The organism is Streptomyces sp. NPDC059373, from assembly GCF_042751495.1.
Lineage (GTDB): Bacteria > Actinomycetota > Actinomycetes > Streptomycetales > Streptomycetaceae > Actinacidiphila.
Window position 1 is genome coordinate 260,719 of sequence record NZ_JBHYXC010000004.1, and the last position, 20,319, is coordinate 281,037.

Here is a 20,319-nt window from a genome sequence, read left to right on the forward strand (position 1 = left end):
ACCCGGCGGCCGTCGCGTGACGCGTTCCCCATCCGTGGGGACCGTTTGTGTGATTAATCGGCCGTCTGGTTGGAGGTACCCGTGACGTCTGTGACCGATAGTCAGCTGAGAGAGTTCACCGACAGCGACCTGGCGGGGTTGCTGCTCGCCGTCGGCGCCGAGCCGCCGGTGGGGGCAGGAGTCTTCGAGGACTCCTTCCGGGACCTCGATCTCGATTCGCTGGCCCGCACCGAGATCGCCGCGCGCGTCGTCGAGCGCTGGGCGGTGGATGTCGAGGAGCGACTCACTCCCGAGACCACCCCGGCGCAGCTGCGCCGTATGGTCGAAGAGGCGGTGGCCGGACGATGACCGCGCACACCGAGAACGAGATCGTCATCGACGCTCCGTTCACCTATGTCTGGACCCGTACGAACGACGTGGCCTCCTGGCCCGACCTCTTCAGTGAGTACGCCGCGGCCGAGATCATCGGCCAGGAGGGGAACACGGTCACCTTCCGGCTGACCATGCACCCCGACGAGAAGGGCCGCGTCTGGTCCTGGGTCTCCGAGCGCACCACTGACCCGGCCAGCCGCACCGTCCGCGCCCGCCGCGTGGAGACCGGCCCGTTCGAGTTCATGAACATCTTCTGGCAGTACGAGGAGCTGGGACCGGAGCAGACCCGTATGCGCTGGGTCCAGGACTTCCGGATGAAGCCCGACGCCCCGGTCGACGACGAGGGCATGCGGCACCGCATCAACGGCAACTCCAAGGTGCAGCTCCAGCTCATCAAGGACCGCCTCGAAGCCCGCCGCACCCGCGCCGTCCACATCTCCGACGTCAAGCCCGACAACCGGCGCGGCGGTGACCTGCGCACCCTGCTGACCCCCGGGTCGGTCGGCACCACCGACGGCTTCTGCGGCATCGTGCTGCTGGGCCCCGGCGAGGCGGTGGCCGAGCACTACCACCCGTACTCCCAGGAGTATCTGGTCGTCGTGGAGGGCGAGTTGCGGCTCGACCTGGAGGGGGTGCCGCACGTCGTGGGCAAGGACGAGGCGCTGCTCGTGCCGCGCAACGTCAGGCACCGCGTGGTGAACGAGACCGGGAAGTCCGCTCGCGCGGTGTTCTTCCTCGGCCCGCTGGCGCCGCGCCCCGACCTCGGGCACGTGGACACCGAGAGCAGGGAAGAGGCTGCCGCCCGGGTCGTCCGCGAACTGGTCGACCGGTGACCGGAGGAGGCCGGGTCGTGCACACAAACGAGCGCAGGGTCGTGGTCACGGGCGTGGGGGCGGTCGCGCCCGGCGGCGTGGGACGCGAGGCGTTCTGGGACCGCATCGTCGGTGGCCGCCCGGCCATCCGCCGGATCAGCCGGTTCGACCCCACCGAATACCGCTCGCCGATCGCCGCCGAATGCGACTTCGACCCGGTCGCGGCCGGCCTCACCCCGCAGGAGATCCGGCGCAACGACCGCTTCGCGCAGTTCGCCCTGGCCGCCTCGGCCGAGGCGCTGCTCGACAGCGGTCTGCGCACCGAGGAGGAGGACTGCGAGCGCATCGGCGTCAGCCTCGGCACCGCCGTCGGCGCCACCGTCACGCTGGAGGACGAGTACGTCGTCGCCAGCGATCACGGCCGCCACTGGGAGGTCGACCCGGGCCACGGCATGCCCTTCCTCTACCGGGCCATGCACCCCTCGTCCGCCGCCAGTGAGATATCGCTGCGCTACGGACTGCACGGCCCCTCCGGCGTGGTCTCCACCGGCTGCACCTCGGGCATCGACGCCATCGGCTACGCCTTCCAGGCCATGAGGGACGGCGAGGCCGACATCATGCTCGCCGGCGCCAGCGACGCCCCGATCTCCCCGATCACCGTCGCCTGCTTCGACGCCATCCGCGCCACCACGACCGGCGGCGACGACCCCGAACAGGCCTCCACGCCCTTCGACAAGGAGCGCAGCGGCTTCGTACTCGGCGAGGGCAGCGCGCTCCTCGTCCTGGAGGACCTCGACCACGCCCTGGCGAGGAACGCGCACATCTACTGCGAGGTTCGGGGCTACGACAGCCGGGCCAACGCCTACCACATGACCGGACTGCGCCCCGACGGCTACGAGTTGGGCGAGGCCATCATCTCCGCGATGTCCGAGGCCGGCGTCCGCCCCGACCAGCTCGACTACATCAGCGCCCACGGCTCCGGCACGGCGCAGAACGACCGCCACGAGACCGCCGCCTACAAGCGCGCCCTCGGCGACCACGCCTACAAGGTCGCCATCAGCTCCATCAAGTCGGTGATCGGCCACTCCCTCGGCGCCATCGGCTCCCTGGAGATGGCCGCCTGCGCGCTGGCCGTCGACCGGGGCGTGATCCCGCCGACCGCCAACCTGGTTCATCCCGACCCCGAGTGCGACCTCGACTACACGCCGGTCTCCGCCCGGGAGCAGCCGGTGCGGCACGCGCTGTCGGTGGGCAGCGGCTTCGGGGGCTTCCAGTCGGCGATGGTCTTCTCGGCGGTTCTCCCAGCGGCGGAGGCCGGTATATGAGCACCAGGGCAGTTCTCACCGGCGTCGGCGTCATCGCCCCGACCGGCATCGGCACCGCACCGTACTGGCGCTCCGCCCTCACCGGCCGGAGCGGATTGCGCCGCCTCGCCCGGCCTGACGCGACCCGTTCGCCGATCGCCGTGGCCGGGGAGGTCACCGGTTTCGAACCAGCCACCTGGATAGCCAACAGGCTCCGGGTCCAGACCGACCGCTGGAGCTGGTTCGCGATGGCCGCTGCCGAAATGGCGCTCTCCGACGCCGCGTTCAACCCTGCCGACCACCCGAACTTCCAGCTCTCGGTGGTCACCGCCAGCGGCTCCGGCGGCAACGAGTTCGGTCAGAAGGAGGAGCAGGGGCTGTGGGCCGAGCACCCCAGCAGGGTCAGCGCCTACCAGTCCATCGCCTGGTTCTACGCCGCCAGCACCGGCCAGATCTCCATCAAGCACGGCCTCACGGGCGGCTGCGGCGTGGTCTCTGCGGACGGTGCCGGCGGCCTCGACGCGCTCAAGCAGGCCTGGCGGCTGCTGGGGCGAGGCAGCAAGGCGGTCCTGGTCGGCGGCACCGAGGCCCCGCTGTCGCCGTTCGCACTCACCTGCCAGAGCACACTGCACACGGTCTACCGCGGCCAGGATCCGGACCGGGCGTATCTGCCGTTCAGCCCGCACGCCGCCGGCTTCGTGCCCGGCGAGGGCGGCGCCCTGATGGTGCTCGAGGAGCGCTCGCACGCCGCCACGCGCGGAGCCCGGATCTACGCCGAACTCCTCGGCCACGCCGCCACGCACGACGCCCACCACCACACCGCGCCGGCCCCGGACGGCGTCCAGCTGGCCCGGGCGATCGCCACCGCGCTGGCCTCGGCCGGCCGCGAACCGGACGACGTGGACGTGGTCTTCGCCGACGGCGCCGGCGACCACGACGGCGACGCGGCCGAAGCGGCCGCCCTGCGCCGGGTCTTCGGCCCCCGGCTGGCCGACCTGCCGGTCACCGTGCCGAAGTCAGCCGTCGGCAGGCTCACTTCGGGCGGCGGCGCCCTGGACACCGCCTCCGCCGCGCTGGCCCTGCGCTCCGGCGTCATCCCCCCGACCGCCGGCGCCGACGAGACGGCGAGCCTGGAGCGGTACGGCATCCGCCTGGTCACCCGGCGGTTGCGGCCCGCCCGGTTGCGTACGGCGCTGGTGGTGGCGCGGGGGACGGGCGGCTTCAACAGCGCGGTCGTACTTGGTGCTTTCGTATAAGCCGGGTTATATCCGGCTGGAGAGTGAAAGATCGACCTTCATGCGGTAATAGCCGTCACGTCCCTCTCCTTGAGGCGTTTCACCTGGTGTCGGCGTCCGGAGCTGGCGTCGTCGAAACTCAGAGGAGAAATAACCAATGCTGAAGAAGGCTCTCGCCTGCGCTTCGCTCGCAGTCGCCGCCACCGGTGCCGCGGGCGCCATCGCCCCTGCCGCCATGGCCTCCGACAACTCGGGCGGTAACTACTCGGCGAACACCAACCTGATTCCGCACCCCTGCATCGACGCCAAGTACGTCCTCAACGGTGTTGGCGTGGCCGCCGTCCCGGTGCCGATCCTCAACAGCTTCCAGGGTCAGCAGTGCAACGAGAAGTCGAAGAGTATCGACGGGCACAAGGAAGGCCTGTCGGACTTCGCCGACATCGGCGCCTTCCAGAACTGACGCTGCACCAGCGCGGTTCCTGAGCCTTGTCCCCCACGGAATCCGTGGGGGACAAGGCTTTTGTCTTCTCGCTTTGTACGGATCTTGTTGGGTACGGATCTTGCTGGGTACGGACACAGGAAAGCGGCCGCCCCGCATACGCGGGACGACCGCCGGGGAGCCCGGTTCAGTTCTGGTGGGCGCCGACGTCGGCGAAGTCCGACAGACCTTCCTTGTGCTTGTCGACGTGGATGCTCTTCTCGTTGCACTGCTGGCCCTGGTAGCTGTTGAGGGCCTGCACAGGAACGGCGACCCCGCCAACACCGTTGAGGACATCCTTCACGTCAACGCAGAGGTGCGGCAGCACGTTGACGTTCTGCGAGTAAGCGCCGCCGCCGTTGTCGGAGGCCTGGGCGGCGGGCGCGATGGCCGCCGCGGCGCCTGTGCTGGCGACAGCGAGGGTGGCGACGGCGAGTGCCTTCTTCAGCATGGTGCGAATGCTCCTGAGCTTTTCGGGGGGTTGGTCAGCCGTTGACGCAGGTGTCCCCGCTGACTGATCCCGGCCTTGATCGCCCTGGTCAACGACCGTTTTTCGCATGGGATGCGAAGCGTCACCCGTCCGGCTCATGGCCCGGACGGGTGGTGCCCGTGCTCTGCGGGCGCTCGCGTTCGTTGACAAGGGAGTGCCCTGACGTACGGAAGGAAAGGAAATCCGTGAACATCTCCAAGGGGGCCGGCGTGGTCATCCTCGCGCTCTGCGGGGCCACCGCATCGGCCTCGGGCGCCGCGGCGGCCGAACTGCCGGGCGGCCCGCACGGAGGGCTGGCGCCCTCCGTTCTGTCGGCCCCGGAGCCGGTGGTCAAGGCCGTGCGCTCGGTCCCGGGCCAGGTCAAGGATGCCGCGCTGGCGCCGCAACGGGCGAACGTGCCCATGCCGGAGCGGAATCCCAAGGTGGGCGACCAGAGGCTCGACTTCGGCCCGTTCGGCATTCTGTCCGCCCGGGACACCCGGCCTGGTGAGGCCGCGACGAACGCGGTGGGCGCCGCGGCGTCCAAGCTGTCGGCGCTGACCGGGTAGGCGAGCGGTCGAGTACCACGAAATGCGACGAAAGAGGCCGCCGGAGAGGAGGAGTGGCTCCGGCGGCCTCTGCTGTTGGCTGCACGCACCTGGTAAACGGCCCGTCAGGACGGTGGACACGCCCGTTCACCGGAATGGCGGCAAGCAGAAGGCCGCCGGGGTCCGCCCGGCGGCCTTCGTACGGTCCTACTAGTGGTGGTTGTGGTCCCAGTCGTGGCCGTTGTCGTGGCCACGGTCGTGGCCGTTGTCGTGACCCCAGTTGTTGTCGTGACCGCGGTCGTCGTGACCCCAGTTGTTGTCGTGGCCGTTGTCGTGGCCGCGGTCACGGTCGTGGCCACGGTCCTCGTGGTGGCCGCCGCCGCCGCCGTTGATGCAGACGTTGCCGATCGCGGGGTTCGCGATGGCGAGAATGAGGTCGATCGAGTTGCCGCAGACGTTGATCGGCACGTTGACCGGAACCTGGATGACATTGCCGCTCAGTACGCCCGGGGAGCCGATCGCCTTGGCCTCGGCCGACGCGCCGCTGTGGCCGTCGTGGGCGACGGCGCCTCCGGCGGTGCCGAGAATGGCGGCGCCCGCCGCGACGGTCAGCACTGCGGCCTTGGAGAGACGCTTCACGAGTGGTTCCTTTCGTTGATCATGATCGGGGGATCGCACTGGTCAACGAGCGGATATTTCAGCAGATGCGCGGCATCACCCGGTTGGCCCCCGGGACCGCGCCGCACGGGTGAACTGCTGGTAACCAGAATCTGGGGGGCGATCAGATTCCGTCCGGTCAAGGAGCCTTACGCATGTACAAGTCCCGCAGGGTCTCGCTATGGACAGCCGCCGCAGCCCTGATCGCCGTGATACCGGCCACCGCGCACGCCGAGCCGCTCAGGGAGACGCCGGGCGCCGTCCCCGGGCAGTACATCGTCACCCTGACCGCGGGCACGGCCCCTTCGGCGGTGCTGAACAAGCTCCGCGTCAAGCCGCTGTACGTGTACGGCCACGCGCTGCCGGGCTTCGCCGCGAAGTTCACCGCCGCCCAGCTCGCCAAGGTGCGAGGGGCCGCCGGGGTCGACGAGGTGGAGCAGGACACGGTGGTCACCATCCCGGAGGGCGAGGACGCCCCGTCCGACAACGACCTGGAGCCCCCCGACCTGCCCGAGGCCGCCGCCCCCGCGGCCCCGACACAGGTGCCGGAGGCCCCGGCGAAGACCCCGGCAACGCCGGCCGCCCCCGCAGCCCCGGCGGGCTCCGCGGCCCCTGTCACGCCGCCTGCCGCGTCCCCGGGCGCCCAGCAGTCGCGGCGCAGCCTCGGCGGCTTCGTGCCCTGGGGGCTGACCCGGATCAACCACCGGACGCTGGACGGCATCGGCTACTCCGTCAAGGCCACCGGCGCCAAGGTGACGTCGTACATCATCGACACCGGCATCGAGTACTCGCACCCCGACTTCGGGGGGCGGGCGGTGCCCGGCTACGACGCCATCAACGACGGCCACAACGGCGCGGACTGCAACGGCCACGGCACGCATGTGGCGGGGACCGTCGGCGGCAGCTACACCGGGGTCGCCCGCAAGACCCGACTGGTCTCCGTACGGGTGTTCCCCTGCGCCTCGCGGACCACGAACTCCGCCCTCATCGCGGGGATCGACTGGGTGGCCGGGCACGCGGCGAAGCCGGCCGTCGCCAACATCTCGGTGGCCGGTCGGTGGTCACTCGCCGCCAACCGGGCCGTCGAGGGCCTGTCGAAGGCCGGGGTCTTCCCGGTCGTCGCGGCGGGCAACGACAACATCAACGCCTGCTTCGTCTCCCCGGCCAGCTCCCCGCAGGCCTTCGCCGTCGGAGCCATCGACGAGACCGACCACCGGGCCTGGTTCAGCAACTGGGGACCCTGCGTCGACATCCACGCGCCGGGTACGGACATCCTGTCCTCGTTCCTCAACGGCACCTTCCGCACCATGGACGGCACCGCGATGGCCGCGCCGCACGTGGCCGGGATCGCGGCGCTCTACAAGGACACGTACGGCGATACGGACTTCGCGACGCTGTCCAAGTGGCTGTCGGGCAACGCGACGCGGAACGTCCCGCTCGACGGGGGGTACGGCACCGCGCGGCTCTTCGCCTACACGAACGGCCTGTAGCCGCCCCGAACACGCCGGAGGCCGCCGGAGAGGACATCCTCGCCGGCGGCCTCCGGTGTGCGCTGTCAGCCGTTGATGCAGACGTTGCCGATCGCCGGGTTGAGGAAGGCGAGGCCGTTGATGGTGTTGCCGCAGAGGTTGATCGGGATGTCGATCGGGACCTGGATCACGTTGCCGCTGACGACACCGGGGGAGCCGGCGGCAATGGCCTCCGCGGAGGCTCCGTGGCGGCCGTCGTGGGCCATGGCCCCGCCGGCGGTGCCGAGTACGGCCGAGCCCGCGGCGACGGTCAGGACGGCGGCCCTGGAGATACGATTCACGATCGTCCCTTTCATTGGTCACGTGTGGATCCTGCTCAACGAAGCCGGTCCGGGCTGGATGCGTGGTGTCACCCGAAGGGGCGTGTCGTGACGTATCGTCAGATTTCGGTGCACGTTCGGCGCATCATAAGCGGCGGGTGGCGCATGCGCATGTGACGGTTGATCACATGCGAAAGGAACGAACCTCGACGGGATCCCTCGTCACGGCCGCCCTGCTCGCCTGCGGCCTTGCGATGGCGGCTCCCGTGGCCGCCGATGACACCGCCATCCACACCGACACCGTTCCCCCGGCCGCCTCACCGTTCTGGGTCAATCCGGACAGCCGGGCCGCCCGCCAGGCCGAGGCCTGGGAGGCGCGGGGCAGGCAGCAGGACGCCGCCCTGCTGCGCCGTATCGCCGATCAGCCGATGGCCACCTGGGTCGGCGACCGCGACCCCGAGGACGAGGTCCGCCGGATCACCACCGCCGCCGCCTACCAGGACCGCATCCCGGTCATCGCCGCCTACGACATCCCGTACCGCGACTGCGGCTACTACTCGGCGGGCGGCGCCCCCAGCTCGTACGCCTACCGGCGGTGGGTCCGGCGGCTCGCCGCCGGCATCCAGGACCGCAAGGCCCTGGTGGTCCTCGAGCCGGACGCCGTCGCGCAACTGGTCACCGGCTGCCCGGGCGCCGAGCTGGAGGGCAACCGGCTGGAGCTGATCGGCGAGGCGGTGAAGACGCTCAAGGCGCTGCCGCGTACGAAGGTCTATCTGGACGCGGGCAACGCCGGGTGGATCCCCGACCAGCGCGAGCTGGTCGAGGCGCTGTGGCAGGCCGGGGTCCGGGACGCGGACGGCTTCGCGCTGAACGTGTCCAACTTCCAGACCACACAGGTCAGCAAGGCCTACGGGGACAAGCTGTCCGCCCAGCTCGGCGGCGTCCACTACGTCATCGACACCAGCCGCAACGGCAACGGCCCCTGGCTCGCCCCGAACGACCCCGAGACCTGGTGCAACCCGCCGAACCGCGCCCTCGGCCAGGCGCCCACCACGGCCACCGGCAGTGCCCTCGTCGACGCCTACCTCTGGGTCAAGCGCCCCGGCGAGTCCGACGGCGCGTGCCGCGGCGCCCCGCCCGCCGGCCAGTGGTGGACCTCCTACGCCCTCGAACTCGCCCGCGCGTCCCTCACCCTGCCGGGGTCCCCGTTCAACCCGATGGCGCAGTAGCTCCCCGAACCGCACGGAGCGCCCCCGGCCCGGTGGCCGGGGGCGCTTCGCGTGCTCGCGGTTCGGGCCGGTTCAGCTCACGTGCACCCACTGGGCGTGGGACGGCGTGCCGTCGGCGTTCGTGACGAAGAGCATGTACCAGCCGGTGGGCACCAGCGTCGGGTCGTCGGGGATCCGTACGCTCGGCGAGCCGACGCCCTTCCTCCGGATGGTCAGTTCGACGGAGCGCTGCTCGACGTCCGTCGCGTGCGTGACGGCGCTGGGCCGCATGAGGCGGGCCGTGGCCACCCCGGCCGGGTCGGTGACGTCGAGCTTGGTGGAGCCGCCGCGCTCCAGCCGGAGGACGCGCTGGGACAGACGCGGGCGGGCGCTCTGGTCGCCGTACAGGTAAGGAGGGGTGTAGACCTCGATGCGCTGCTCGAAGACGCCTGGCTGGGTGTCGTCCTTGTCGGCGAAGAGGGGGTTGGAGCCGAACACCGCGATGCGGCCGTCGGGGAGGAGCAGGGCCTCGGTGTGGTAGTCGCGGCCGACGGTCGGGGCGGCGGCGGAGGAGAAGGCGTTCGTGGCGGGGTCGTAGAACTGGGCCTTGAGGATGTCGCTGGCCCGCTTGCCGCGGTAGTCGCCGGAGCCGCCGGTGGTGAACACGGTGTCGTCGGGGGTGAGGACGGCGTTCAGATAGCGGGTGCCCTCGGGCAGGTCGGGACCGTCCTCGTAGCGCGGCTTCTTCGCCTTGAGGTCGACCAGGGCGGTCCGGGGGGTGGAGTTGTGGGACTCGCCGACTCCGCCGCCGCCGAGCAGCATGAAGCGCTGGCGCTGGGCGGGGGGCAGGAGGACGGAGGCGGAGGTCTCGGTCTGGTCGGCCTTCGTCAGCCCGGGGACCTTGGCGAAGGTGTTCTTCTTCAGGTTCCAGATGCCGGGGACGCGGCCCTTGTCGGCGGGTCCGTAGCCGGCGTTGGAGCCGGAGTAGAACAGGTCGCCGCCCTGGGTGAGGAAGAGGGCCGGGTAGGTGGGGAAGTAGCGGTCGGGGCCCTTGGACCACTTACGGGTTTTGGGGTCGAAGATCTCGTTCCTGCCGGGGATGATCTCGCCCATGTCGTCGAGGCCGGAGACGGCGAGCACCCGGCCGTCCTTGAGGGTGACCAGCGTCGGGTACCAGCGGGCCTCGGTCATGGAGTCGACCGGGATGTACCGCTCGGCGACGGGATCGAATTCGTATGCCTCGCGCAGCCCCTGGAAGTCCTTCTTGTCGAGGCCGAGCTTGGCGGCGAGCCCGTAGAGGTTGTCCTTGTCCTTGCCCTTGAGGCCGGGGATCTCGTACTGGTCGGCGGTGTTGCTGATGCCCTTCTCGCCCTGGACGGTGGCCTCGACGTAGACGCGGGCCTCACTGGCGGTGACCTTGACGGTGGACTTGGCCCTGTTCTTGCCCTTGCCCTTGCCCTTGGCCTTGGCCTTGGTGATCTTCTTCGAGGCGCGCGGTACGAGCACGTCGAAGAGCGAGCGGTACTCCCGGCCGGAGGCGCCGCGGAAGATGGTGCCCTTGCGGAAGAGGCGGGGCTTGTCGGGGTCCTCGTTCTTGATGAGCATGGCGCCGCCGGCCCGGGTGACGTCGCCGCCCAGCTTCTCGTAGCGGGCGGTGCCGCCGGCCACCAGGAGCTTGCCGTCGGGCAGTTGGGCATGGCCCGCGCAGAACATGTCCTTGGGGGTGTTGATCTCCTTGAAGGAGTTGTCCGACGGGTCCCACAGGATGCTCTGGAACTTGCCCGCGTTGAAGTTGCGCTGGTCGTTGCCGGAGCCGGCGATCAGCAGCACCTTGCCGGTGTGCAGCAGGGCCGCGTGAATGGCGTTGATCCGGAACTGCTGCGGCACGTCCAGCAGGTCCCAGTGGCCGTACACGGCCTTGTACCCGGGCTGATTGATCTTGTAGTGGTGGTAGGCGCGCTCGGCGAAGCCGACGGCGGCCGGGGCGTTCAGGCCGGCCAGGGCGACGAGTGCGGTGGCACCGAGCGCGGTCTTGCGGAGCTGTGGGCTGGGGCGGTACCTCACGGCGGATTCCTTTACGCGGGGCTGTGCTGTTCTACGCGGGGCTGTGCTGTTCGAGCGGGCGGGATGCGGCGGCGGCCTTCTCCCGGCGGCGTGCGCGGATCCGGTCGCGGTGTACCGCGCCCTGCCATGCCGCGACGGGGGAGAGGGCGATGGTCAGGGCCAGGGCCGCCCAGGTGCGCATCGCGACATGGGTGTGGCCGAGGAAGAAGGAGGCGATGAGCGAACCGCCGAAGACAGCCGCCCAGAAGAGGTGGATGCGGAAGGTGGCGATCCGGTCCGGGCTGGCCGAGTCACCCTTCGGGGTGACCACGAAGCCGGACCTGCGGCGCACCAGTGCCTCGGCCAGGGACCGGGTGTAGAGCGGGGCGGACAGCGCCGACATGACCATCCCGGCCGCGCCCGACGAGCCCTCGGGCTCGTGCGGGCTGACGTTGTGCCGCCGGTTCCAGATGTAGAGGCCGATCTGCAGGGCGGCGGCGTCGCTGTAGAGCATCAGCCAGACCGAGGACTCGATGTGCACGCCCGAGGCCCCGAGGACCAGGAAGAGGGTGCAGGACAGGGCGCCGAGCATCCAGTTGACGGCCGACATCGGGTAGTACGTGACCATCAGCGCGTAGTTGAGCAGCCTGCCGGGGGACAGGACGAACGGCGCTTTCCAGAACTGCTTGAGCACGGTCTCGTACGTTCCCCGACTCCAGCGCAGTTGCTGGCTGAAGAAGTCGGTCCAGGACGACGGGCCCTCGCCGACGGCGAGCACGTCGGGGGTGTAGACCGAGCGCCAGGCGCGGCCGGACTCGGGGTTGCGGGTGCCGTGGATCTCCAGGCCGGTGGCCATGTCCTCGGTGACGGAGTCGTACAGGCCGCCGATCTGCTGGAGCACGGAGACCCGGACCACGTTGTTGGTGCCGACGAACATGGGGGAGCCGTAGGCGTTGCCGGCCCGCTGGATGAGGGCGTGGAAGAGGAACTGCTGGCTTTCGGCGGCCTTGGTGACGGGGGTGTCGTAGTTGCCGTAGACCTGGGGGCCGACGACGAAGGCGACATCGGGGTCGCGGAAGTAGCCGAGCATCCGCTCAAGGAAGTTGGGCAGCGGGATGTGGTCGGTGTCGACGCAGGCCATGAAGTCGTAGGCGTCGCCGTGGGCGTCGAGCCAGGCGTTGTAGTTTCCGTGCTTGGTCTTCGCGCGGAAGGCGCCCTTGGGCTGGTTCCACCTCTCGATGTCCTTGCGGGTGAAGTGGTGCACGCCGAGCCGGTCGCAGAACCGCTTGACCTCGGGGTCGTCGCCCTCGTCCAGCAGCCAGACGTCCAGCGGGCCGTCGTGGCGGAGCCCGACCGCGCCCTCCAGGGTGGCGCGGACCATCTCCAGCGGCTCCTTGCCCGGCACGAAGGTGGTCAGGAAGGCGACCCGGGTACCGGGTTCGGCGGTGACCGGCACCGGGTCGCGCGCGACGAGGGTGGCGTGCGCGTTGGAGACGACGGTGACCACGCGGAAGAGCTCGATGAGCCCGATCGACACCAGCATCACGTTGTCGGCGATGGTCGCCCACGGCGGTACGTACTGGCGGTGGACCCAGTGCTGCGGCTGCATCAGCCAGACGAGCAGCAGGAGGGAGACCACCGGTGCGGCGGCGAGCAGTAAGGCGGTGCGTACCTTGTGCGGGCTCTCGGCGAGCAGGCTGCGGTACTGGACGCGATAAGTCTGACCGGGCTTCAGTTCGGGTTCTGTGAGGGGTCCCGCGAGGCGGCTGAAGCGCTCGTAGTCGTACACGGGAACGGAATCCGCCCCCGGGTCAGCGGCCTCTTCGGCCTCCGACGCGGGGGCCGGCACGATCGTGGGCTGGTGGTCGGTGGTCGGCCGGGTGCTGCTCGGCGAGATCGTCACGACACCCCCGTAGGCGTTGTGAGGGGAGAAATGGCAAGGAATCTGGAGCTATTACCTGTAACGAAAACAAATGTGATGATGGGGAGATCGGCTTACAGAAGCTAACAAATCATCCTTATCGTTTAACGGACAGACGGATCTTCGGCGTGGCGTCAGGGGTGGCGGGACCATTGCTGAGGAAAGGCGGCGGCCGATACGCTGCGTACGCTCGCGTTCGCCATACCGATCAACTTCCGGAATCTCGAACGCCCGGATCACTCGAACACGTCGTCGGAGAGAGCAGAGATGGGACGCCTGGTACCAGCCGTTACCCGAGCCCTGGACATCCTGGAGCTCTTCCTCGAAGGCGACGGCACCATGTCCGCGCCCGAGATCACCCGCAAGCTCGGTCTGCCGCGCACCACGGTGCACGAACTCGTCACCACGCTCGCCGCCCGCAACTATCTCGTGCCGTTGCCCGGACAGCCCGGCCGCTACCGGCTCGGGGTACGGCCGTACCAGCTCGGCAGCCGCTACGCCGAGCAGCTGGACCTGGCCGCCGAGGGGCAGCAGGTGGCCCGCGCGGTCGCCGAGACCTGCGACGAGACGGTGCACGTCGCGATACTCGAAGGCACCGACGTCATCTACATCGCCAAGGTCGACAGCACGCACGCGGTACGGATGGTCTCCGCCGCCGGACGGCGACTGCCCGCCCACTGCACCTCGGTCGGCAAGATGCTGCTCGCCTCGCTGCGCCCCGATGCCCTGGACGCCCGGCTCCCCGAGGACCGGCCGCTCGCCGCGATGACCCCGCACAGCATCACCTCGCCGCATGAACTGCGCCGCGAACTGGCCGCGATCCGCGAGCGCGGCATCGCCGTCGAGCAGCGTGAGTCCAACCCCGACGTGTCGTGCGTCGCCGCGCCCGTGAGGGATTCGGCCGGACAGGTCGTGGCCGCGCTCAGCATCTCCGTACCGATGATCCGCTGGAGCGAGGAGCGGCTGACCGAGCTGACGGAGTTGGCGGTCAAGGGCGCCGCCGAGCTGTCGGAGCGGCTCGGCCACCGGGGGCGCGCGCTGTGAGAGCGGCTTGGGCGTCGGCTTGCGTGCCGACTTGCGTGCCGGGTGCACCGGGCAGGCGTAAGGCGGGACGTGCCAGGTCAACCGGGGCCGCCGCCCGGGAGGGAAGAGCGTGAGCATGGCGATAGAGCTGGCCTTCAAGGCCGATGCGGTACTGGGTGAGGGACCGACCTGGGATCCGGTGGCCGCCCGGCTGATCTGGGTGGACATCCTCGCCTCGCGGGTCCACTGGTACGACCCCGGGTCCGGCGGGGAGTCCCTGATGGCCACCGAACAGCACGTCGGCGCCGCCAAGCCGCGCGCCGGCGGCGGCATCGTGGTCAACCTCCGCGACGGCGTGGGGCTCTACGACGCCGACGGCGCCTTCCGCTGGCTGCACCGCGAGCCGGTGCCGGGCCGGCGGGGCAACGACGCGGCCGTGGACGCCGTCGGCGCACTCTGGGCCGGCACCATGCGGTACGACGAGGCCCCCGGCGGCGGCACCCTGCGCCGGGTCCTCCCGGACGGCACCGCGGTCCCGGTCCTGGACGACGTCAGCGTCAGCAACGGCACCGACTGGAGCCCCGACGGCACCCTGATGTACTACGTGGACAGCCCCACCCGGCGCGTCGACGTCTTCGACGCGGACCCCGGCACCGGCGACCTGCGCAAGCGCCGCACCTTCGCCACCGTCGAGGACGGCGCCGGCTTCCCCGACGGCCTCACCGTGGACGCCGACGGCTGCGTCTGGGTCGCCCTGTGGGACGGCTCCGCGGTGCGTCGCTACACCCCCAAGGGCAAGCTCGACCGCGTCGTCGAGGTGCCGGCCGGGCGCCCGACCGCGTGTGCCTTCGGCGGTCCGCAGCTCACCGACCTCTACATCACGACCGCCACCACGGGGCTCGGCGAACGCGCGCTGGCCGAACAGCCGCTCGCCGGATCGGTGCTGGTGGTGCCCGATGCGGGGCAGGGTATGCCGGATGTTCCATTTGCGGGCTGAAGCCCAGACGTAAACCCATACGTCACAGGCTTCACGACATCCACACGGGATCGTGAGCAACTCTTATGCACGCTCTGCGGAGTAGTCACATATTGTGCCCGGAATATGGACTACTGCTCCGCCTGCCGACGGCACATCAATGGCGCCCTGTCATGCCCGGGGTGTGGCACGCCCGCTGAGGAACTCGGCGCGCGCGTGGCCGCGGCTGCCGGCGCGCCCGCGTCCGGTGGCGCCGACGACGGAGTCCAGTCGGCGGTGGACGAGGGCGGCGGCCGCGCCGCACGGCGCCGTGCCGAGCAGCGCGGCGGCGGTCGCTCGTCGCGCGGTTCCCGCCGGGCGCGGGGGCGCAGCCGGTCGCGGCTGGTCGTCGGCTCGGTGGTCGGCGCCGGGATCGTGCTCCTCGTCGGCGTGAGCGTCGCCGAACTGCCCATCGTCAGCTACGTCAGCGGTGCCACCGCCACGGACTCCTCGTCCGCCGACTCCAGTACCGCCAACGGCAAGGACGGCGCCAGCGCTTCGCCGGGGGCCTCCGGCAGCGCCGGCAGCGGGACGTCGGTCGATCCCCTGTCCGACGTGTCGGCGTCCGCCTCCGCCAGCGCCAAGAAGAAGGCCAAGGCCTCCGCCAGCGCCTCCGCGTCGGCCACCGGCACGGCCACCGCCTCCGGCGACATCACCACCGCCCCCGCGACGACCTCGGCCGCCACGTCAGCCCCGGCGTCCGACCCCACCTCGGCGGATCCGACGCCCACCACGAAGTCTCCGTCGCCCTCGCCGACGTGCACGCGTGTGCTGTGGTGGTGCAGCTGAGGGGTGTCCCCCTCTGTAGGTCCCGCGGGTTCCTTGGGTTCCGCGGGTTCCGCGGGTTCCGCGGGTTCTGCGGGTTCCGCGGGGCGTTTCCTTGGTCCGCGCCGGCTGCGCGGGGTCGCGTCGGGGGGTAGTGGGCTCCGATTTATTTGACATCATGAAACATCAAGGGCACCGTTTGTTAAGAACCTCAACCTTTTGAAAGGCATCCCCCTCATGCCGAAGAGTCGTGAATGGCACCTGGTCGCCCGCCCCCACGGGTGGCCGAAGCCGGAGGACTTCGCCCTGCGCGAGACCGAGGTCGGCGAGCCCGGCCCGGGCCGGCTCCTGGTGCGCAACGAGTACGTCTCCGTGGACCCGTACATGCGCGGCAGGATGAATGCCGCCAAGTCCTACGCGGCGCCGTTCGACCTGGACCGGCCCATGCAGGGCGGCGCGGTCGGCGAGGTCGTCGCCTCGAACGCGGAGGGCTTCGCGCCCGGCGACCATGTGCTGCACTTCGACGGGTGGCGCGAGTTCGCCCTGGTGAACGCGAAGTCCACGGTCAAGGTCGACCCGTCACTGGCGCCGCTCAGCACCTACCTCGGCGTGCTCGGGATGACCGGCCTGACGGCGTACGCGGGCCTGCTGCGGGTCGCGGCCTTCAAGGAGGGCGAGGCGGTCTTCGTGTCCGGCGCGGCCGGCGCGGTGGGCAGCCAGGTGGGGCAGATCGCCAAGCTCAAGGGCGCGTCGCGGGTCATCGGCAGTGCGGGCTCCGACGAGAAGGTCAAGCTGCTCGTCGAGGAGTACGGCTTCGACGCGGCCTTCAACTACAAGAAGGGCCCCGTCGCCGAGCAGCTCGCGGCGGCCGCGCCCGACGGCATCGACGTCTACTTCGACAACGTCGGCGGCGAGCACCTCGAAGCGGCCATCGGCGCCCTCAATCTGCGCGGCCGCATCGCCATCTGCGGCCTGATAGCCCAGTACAACGCCACCGAGCCCACCCCCGGCCCGCGCAACATGGCGAAGGTCCTCCAGAACCGGCTGCGCATCGAGGGCTTCCTGGTCGGCGACCAGTACGACCTCCAGCCGCAGTTCGTCCAGGAGGTCGGCGGCTGGCTCGCCGAGGGCAAGCTGCACTACCGCGAGACGGTGGTCGAGGGCATCGAGAACAACCTGGAGGCCTTCTTCGGCCTCCTGCGGGGCGAGAACACCGGCAAGATGCTGGTCAAGCTGTAGCGATTGGCTGCGAAGGCGTAAGGACCGCCCTCCCTGGGAGGGCGGTCCTTACGCCTTGCTGTTGTGTCTTGTTGCGTTTTGTTACGTCTTCTGCGTCTTCGGCGCTTCGTCCGTCAGCAACCTCACGAAGTCGCGGAAGGACGCCGGCATGTCCACCGCCTCCGGGTCGTGCAGCCACTGGACCTGGAGGCCGTCCATGATGGCGACCAGCAGCGGCGCGGCCTGCTCGGGGGTGAGGCCGCCGGGGAGTTCGTCGCCGTACTCGTTGCGGAGGGACTCGACCGCGTTGCGGCGGACCCAGCTGTAGCGGTCCTTGAAGTACTCGCGGGCGGGGTGGTCCTCGGTGACGCTGTCGCCGGCGAGGACGGTGAAGACCTGGACGATGCCGGGGCGGGTGGCGTTGTACTCGACGAGGTTGGCCATCATCTCCATCGGCCAGGCGCTGCCGGCCATGGCGGCGGAGGCCATGTCCCACTGGTCCCGGATCTCCAGCACGGCGATGAGCAGCGCTTCCTTGGTGGGGAAGTAGTGCAGCAGCCCCTGCTGGGTGAGGCCCACGCGTTCGGCGACCGCCGCGAGGGAGGCACCCCGGTAGCCGCGCTCGGCGATGACCTCCAGGGCGGCCTGGATGATCTCCGCCTTGCGGTCCTCGTTGCGCGTCGCGCGCCCGAGTCCGCGGCCGCTGTCGTGTGCTTTCACGTTTGTGAGCCTAGCTTGCGTGTTCGGGCCGTGGAGGTTTGGTTATAACGTAAGCATAACAACCCCTACCGATCAATAGGTCGCCCGGTTCAGGATGTCCACCAGGTGACACGGGCGTTTCTCCGCTCGGCCCTGCTTTCGCCCACCCTCATAAGGGAGTTGGCTCCATGAGCACCAGTCCTGACATCGAGCGCGCGAACGCCGTCGAGGCCGCGCTCGGCAAGCTCGACCTCGACACCAAGGCAGGACTGCTGGCCGGGCAGGACATGTGGTCGCTGCCCGCGGTGCCCGAGATCGGACTGGGCTCGCTGGTGATGTCGGACGGCCCGGTCGGTGTGCGCGGTGTGCGCTGGACGGCCGACGACCCCTCCGTCGCGCTGCCCAGCCCCACCGCGCTCGCCGCGACCTGGGACCCCTCGCTGGCGCGGCGGGCCGGAAATCTGCTGGCTCAGGAGGCCCGCCGCAAGGGGGTCCACGTGCTGCTCGCCCCGACCGTCAACCTGCACCGGTCGCCGCTGGGCGGCCGGCACTTCGAGGCGTACTCCGAGGACCCGTACCTCACTGGTGAGATCGGCGGCGGGTATGTCGCCGGTGTCCAGGAGGGCGGCGTCGGCACCACGGTCAAGCACTTCGTCGCCAACGACGCCGAGACGGATCGTTTCACGGTGGACAACCTCGTCGGCGCCCGGGCTCTGCGCGAGCTCTACCTCGCCCCCTTCGAGGCCATCGTCAAGAACGCCCACCCCTGGGGCATCATGGCCGCCTACAACTCGGTCAACGGCCACACCATGACCGAGCACCGCTACCTCCAGAACGAGGTCCTGCGCGGCGAGTGGGGCTTCGACGGCTACATCGTCTCCGACTGGATGGCCGCGCGTGACACCGTCGGTGCCATCCGGGGCGGGCTCGACGTGGCCATGCCCGGCCCGATGACCGTCTACGGCGAGGCGCTCGCCGCCGCCGTACGGGACGGGCAGGTCGAGGAGTCGGTCGTCGACGACGCCGTACGGAATGTGCTGCGGCTGGCTGCGAGGGTCGGGATCCTCGACACCGCTCCGGCCGCCGTCGCGGAGGCCGACCGCCCCGCCGGGATCGACGGCGACGCCCTCGCCCGCGAGATCGCCCGCCGCTCCTTCGTCCTCGTACGCAATGAGGATGCGGCCCTGCCGCTGGACGCCGCCCGGACCCGCAAGGTCGCCCTCATCGGCGCGGCCGCGCGCGACGCACGCGTTCTCGGCGGCGGCTCCGCGCAGGTCTTTCCCGACCACGTCGTCTCGCCGCTCGACGGCCTCACCGCGGCCCTGCCCGAGGGCGCGCTGACGTACGCCGTCGGCGCCGACCCCAGCGAGGAACTCGGCGCGGCCGAGCAGGGGTTCGAGCTGCGAGCCGTCTGCCGGGACGCCGACGGCCAGGTCATCGGCACGTCCTCCCTGCCGGGCGGCCAGGTGCAGTGGATGGGCAACGACCTGCCCGAGGGCGTCACGTACGACGCTCTGTACAGCGTCGAGATCACCGGCACCTTCACCCCGCGTGAGTCCGGCGCCCACCACTTCGGGACCCGGGGGCTGGGTGGGTTCAAGCTGGTTGTCGACGGTCATGTCGTCTTCGACGGCGTCCAGGAACTCGGCCCTGAGACGGATCCTTTCGAGGCGTTCTTCGGCGCACCGCTGGACCGGGGCGAGGTCACGCTCGTGGCCGGCAAGGCGGTCGAGGTCTCACTCGGGTACGTCGTCTTCAAGATCGAGGACATGCCGATCCGCGCCGTCGCCTTCTCCCTCGTCCACGGCAATCCGCCCCGCGACGCGGACGAGTTGATCGCCGAGGCCGTCGAGGCCGCGCGCGACGCCGACACGGCGATCGTCGTGGTCGCCACCACCGAGCGCGTCGAGTCCGAGGGCTTCGACCGCAAGGACCTGCGGCTGCCCGGCCGCCAGGACGAGCTGGTCGCGGCGGTCGCCGCGGTCAACCCGCGGACGGTGGTGATCGTCAACTCCGGCTCCCCAGTGGAGCTTCCGTGGCGCGAGGACGTGGCGGCGGTGCTGCTCAGCTGGTTCGCCGGGCAGGAGGCGGGGGCGGCGCTGGCGGATGTCCTGCTGGGGGAGGCGGAGCCCGGGGGGCGGCTGCCGAGCACGTGGCCGGTGCGGTTCGAGGATGTTCCGGTGAGTGAGGTCGTCCCGACGAAGGGTGAGCTGTCGTACGACGAGGGCGTTTTCATCGGGTACCGGGCGTGGGAGCGGGCGGCCGGTGTGGCTCCTGCGTACGCCTTCGGGCATGGGCTCGGGTACACCGAGTGGGCCTACGAGTCCATCGAGCTCACCGGGTCCACGGTGCGGGTGCGGGTGCGCAACGCGGGGCTGCGGGTCGGTCGTGAGGTCGTCCAGGTCTACGTCGCGCCGGCGGGTGCCTCCGCTGAAGCGGTGGAGCGGCCGGCTCGGTGGCTCGCCGGGTTCGCGTCTGTCCGGGCCGTGCCCGGCGAGACCGTCGAGGCGGAGGTCGTCCTCCCCGAGCGCGCCTTCCAGGTCTGGGACGAGGCAGCCTGCGCCTGGGCCACCGTTCCGGGTACGTACGCCGTCGAGGCCGGACGCAGCGTTGCCGACCGGCGCGTTGGTGTTCCGCTCACGATCTGACTCTGGGTTTTGCCGGTGCCGGTGCCGGTCCGGGGCCTCCGGGGCTGGGGGTCCTGGACCGACATATTTACGTGCGTGACGGGTCCGTCCGTTGCCTTGCCCGGCATGCCGCACA

Annotated in this window: 19 protein-coding genes; 13 read left to right on the forward strand and 6 right to left on the reverse strand. The window is 70.4% G+C overall.

Translation table 11 applies throughout. From position 1 onward, the window contains the following. Window positions 1-81: 81 nt before the first annotated feature. From ACFXJ5_RS11330 to ACFXJ5_RS11350, 5 genes are all read left to right on the forward strand, one after another. Complete coding sequence (locus ACFXJ5_RS11330) at window positions 82-348, forward strand: hypothetical protein (RefSeq protein ID WP_384630025.1); 267 nt, start codon at window positions 82-84, stop codon at window positions 346-348. Then, window positions 345-1,205 (forward strand): cupin domain-containing protein, encoded by an 861-nt coding sequence (locus ACFXJ5_RS11335; protein ID WP_384630027.1) that lies wholly within the window; start codon window positions 345-347, stop codon window positions 1,203-1,205. The genes ACFXJ5_RS11330 and ACFXJ5_RS11335 overlap by 4 nt, the downstream gene beginning before the upstream one ends. A 17-nt stretch (window positions 1,206-1,222) precedes the next feature. Next, on the forward strand, window positions 1,223-2,509 hold the full coding sequence (locus ACFXJ5_RS11340; RefSeq protein ID WP_384630029.1) for a beta-ketoacyl-[acyl-carrier-protein] synthase family protein: 1,287 nt from the start codon (window positions 1,223-1,225) through the stop codon (window positions 2,507-2,509). Beyond that, window positions 2,506-3,744: a beta-ketoacyl synthase N-terminal-like domain-containing protein gene (locus tag ACFXJ5_RS11345; protein WP_384630031.1), complete on the forward strand. Its 1,239-nt coding sequence runs from the start codon at window positions 2,506-2,508 to the stop codon at window positions 3,742-3,744. The genes ACFXJ5_RS11340 and ACFXJ5_RS11345 overlap by 4 nt, the downstream gene beginning before the upstream one ends. A gap of 136 nt (window positions 3,745-3,880) precedes the next feature. After that, window positions 3,881-4,183 (forward strand): hypothetical protein, encoded by a 303-nt coding sequence (locus ACFXJ5_RS11350; protein WP_384630033.1) that lies wholly within the window; start codon window positions 3,881-3,883, stop codon window positions 4,181-4,183. A gap of 166 nt (window positions 4,184-4,349) precedes the next feature. On the opposite strand, the gene ACFXJ5_RS11355 is transcribed toward ACFXJ5_RS11350, so the two are convergent. Then, entirely contained in the window at window positions 4,350-4,652 is a 303-nt protein-coding gene (locus tag ACFXJ5_RS11355; protein WP_384630035.1) for a hypothetical protein, read from the reverse strand. Between the two features lie 224 nt (window positions 4,653-4,876). Here ACFXJ5_RS11355 and ACFXJ5_RS11360 point away from each other — a divergent pair, with 224 nt between their 5' ends. Next, window positions 4,877-5,239, forward strand: coding sequence for a hypothetical protein (locus tag ACFXJ5_RS11360; RefSeq protein WP_384630037.1), 363 nt, complete (start codon window positions 4,877-4,879; stop codon window positions 5,237-5,239). A 189-nt stretch (window positions 5,240-5,428) separates the two neighbouring features. Here ACFXJ5_RS11360 and ACFXJ5_RS11365 read toward each other — a convergent pair whose 3' ends face one another. Then, window positions 5,429-5,857 carry a chaplin gene (locus ACFXJ5_RS11365; RefSeq protein ID WP_384630039.1) on the reverse strand — a complete coding sequence of 143 codons (429 nt, stop codon included), beginning with the start codon at window positions 5,855-5,857 and terminating at the stop codon, window positions 5,429-5,431. A 173-nt stretch (window positions 5,858-6,030) separates the two neighbouring features. Between ACFXJ5_RS11365 and ACFXJ5_RS11370 the strand changes: the two genes are divergently transcribed. Continuing rightward, complete coding sequence (locus ACFXJ5_RS11370) at window positions 6,031-7,365, forward strand: S8 family peptidase (RefSeq protein WP_384630040.1); 1,335 nt, start codon at window positions 6,031-6,033, stop codon at window positions 7,363-7,365. Window positions 7,366-7,430: 65 nt separating this feature from the next. On the opposite strand, the gene ACFXJ5_RS11375 is transcribed toward ACFXJ5_RS11370, so the two are convergent. Beyond that, window positions 7,431-7,685: a chaplin gene (locus tag ACFXJ5_RS11375; RefSeq protein WP_384630042.1), complete on the reverse strand. Its 255-nt coding sequence runs from the start codon at window positions 7,683-7,685 to the stop codon at window positions 7,431-7,433. A 167-nt stretch (window positions 7,686-7,852) separates the two neighbouring features. Here ACFXJ5_RS11375 and ACFXJ5_RS11380 point away from each other — a divergent pair, with 167 nt between their 5' ends. Further along, entirely contained in the window at window positions 7,853-8,893 is a 1,041-nt protein-coding gene (locus ACFXJ5_RS11380; protein WP_384630044.1) for a glycoside hydrolase family 6 protein, read from the forward strand. A 72-nt stretch (window positions 8,894-8,965) separates the two neighbouring features. Here the strand turns inward: ACFXJ5_RS11380 and glxA are convergent, their stop codons facing one another. Together glxA and ACFXJ5_RS11390 are read right to left on the reverse strand one after the other, a co-directional pair. Then, complete coding sequence (glxA, locus tag ACFXJ5_RS11385; RefSeq protein WP_384630046.1) at window positions 8,966-10,936, reverse strand: radical copper oxidase GlxA; 1,971 nt, start codon at window positions 10,934-10,936, stop codon at window positions 8,966-8,968. Between the two features lie 31 nt (window positions 10,937-10,967). Continuing rightward, on the reverse strand, window positions 10,968-12,818 hold the full coding sequence (locus ACFXJ5_RS11390) for a glycosyltransferase family 2 protein (protein WP_384630048.1): 1,851 nt from the start codon (window positions 12,816-12,818) through the stop codon (window positions 10,968-10,970). A 285-nt stretch (window positions 12,819-13,103) separates the two neighbouring features. On the opposite strand from ACFXJ5_RS11390, the gene ACFXJ5_RS11395 reads away from it, so the two are divergent. From ACFXJ5_RS11395 to ACFXJ5_RS11410, 4 genes are all read left to right on the forward strand, one after another. Continuing rightward, the gene (locus ACFXJ5_RS11395; protein ID WP_384630050.1) at window positions 13,104-13,880 is read left to right on the forward strand and encodes an IclR family transcriptional regulator; all 777 of its coding nucleotides are present in this window, start codon (window positions 13,104-13,106) and stop codon (window positions 13,878-13,880) included. Window positions 13,881-13,995: 115 nt separating this feature from the next. Then, window positions 13,996-14,856 carry an SMP-30/gluconolactonase/LRE family protein gene (locus ACFXJ5_RS11400; protein WP_384630080.1) on the forward strand — a complete coding sequence of 287 codons (861 nt, stop codon included), beginning with the start codon at window positions 13,996-13,998 and terminating at the stop codon, window positions 14,854-14,856. 105 nt (window positions 14,857-14,961) lie between these two features. Beyond that, a complete protein-coding gene (locus ACFXJ5_RS11405) occupies window positions 14,962-15,663 on the forward strand; it encodes an SCO2400 family protein (RefSeq protein ID WP_459253984.1) in 702 nt (233 codons plus the stop codon). Window positions 15,664-15,876: 213 nt separating this feature from the next. Beyond that, window positions 15,877-16,878, forward strand: a complete 1,002-nt coding sequence (locus ACFXJ5_RS11410; RefSeq protein WP_384630054.1) for an NADP-dependent oxidoreductase — start codon at window positions 15,877-15,879, stop codon at window positions 16,876-16,878. 81 nt (window positions 16,879-16,959) lie between these two features. Here ACFXJ5_RS11410 and ACFXJ5_RS11415 read toward each other — a convergent pair whose 3' ends face one another. After that, the gene (locus ACFXJ5_RS11415; protein WP_384630056.1) at window positions 16,960-17,577 is read right to left on the reverse strand and encodes a TetR/AcrR family transcriptional regulator; all 618 of its coding nucleotides are present in this window, start codon (window positions 17,575-17,577) and stop codon (window positions 16,960-16,962) included. 167 nt (window positions 17,578-17,744) lie between these two features. Between ACFXJ5_RS11415 and ACFXJ5_RS11420 the strand changes: the two genes are divergently transcribed. Further along, the gene (locus tag ACFXJ5_RS11420) at window positions 17,745-20,204 is read left to right on the forward strand and encodes a glycoside hydrolase family 3 protein (protein ID WP_384630058.1); all 2,460 of its coding nucleotides are present in this window, start codon (window positions 17,745-17,747) and stop codon (window positions 20,202-20,204) included. Window positions 20,205-20,319 lie beyond the last annotated feature (115 nt).

What these genes read in the sequence shown, in the direction of transcription:
- ACFXJ5_RS11355 (WP_384630035.1), bottom strand. Translation starts at nt 4,652, where the DNA reads ATGCTGAAGAAGGCACTCGCCGTCGCCACCCTCGCTGTCGCCAGCACA.
- ACFXJ5_RS11400 (WP_384630080.1), top strand. Translation starts at nt 13,996, where the DNA reads ATGGCGATAGAGCTGGCCTTCAAGGCCGATGCGGTACTGGGTGAGGGA.
- ACFXJ5_RS11395 (WP_384630050.1), top strand. Translation starts at nt 13,104, where the DNA reads ATGGGACGCCTGGTACCAGCCGTTACCCGAGCCCTGGACATCCTGGAG.
- ACFXJ5_RS11370 (WP_384630040.1), top strand. Translation starts at nt 6,031, where the DNA reads ATGTACAAGTCCCGCAGGGTCTCGCTATGGACAGCCGCCGCAGCCCTG.
- ACFXJ5_RS11345 (WP_384630031.1), top strand. Translation starts at nt 2,506, where the DNA reads ATGAGCACCAGGGCAGTTCTCACCGGCGTCGGCGTCATCGCCCCGACC.
- ACFXJ5_RS11405 (WP_459253984.1), top strand. Translation starts at nt 14,962, where the DNA reads ATGGACTACTGCTCCGCCTGCCGACGGCACATCAATGGCGCCCTGTCA.
- ACFXJ5_RS11335 (WP_384630027.1), top strand. Translation starts at nt 345, where the DNA reads ATGACCGCGCACACCGAGAACGAGATCGTCATCGACGCTCCGTTCACC.
- ACFXJ5_RS11350 (WP_384630033.1), top strand. Translation starts at nt 3,881, where the DNA reads ATGCTGAAGAAGGCTCTCGCCTGCGCTTCGCTCGCAGTCGCCGCCACC.
- ACFXJ5_RS11410 (WP_384630054.1), top strand. Translation starts at nt 15,877, where the DNA reads ATGCCGAAGAGTCGTGAATGGCACCTGGTCGCCCGCCCCCACGGGTGG.
- ACFXJ5_RS11420 (WP_384630058.1), top strand. Translation starts at nt 17,745, where the DNA reads ATGAGCACCAGTCCTGACATCGAGCGCGCGAACGCCGTCGAGGCCGCG.
- ACFXJ5_RS11380 (WP_384630044.1), top strand. Translation starts at nt 7,853, where the DNA reads ATGCGAAAGGAACGAACCTCGACGGGATCCCTCGTCACGGCCGCCCTG.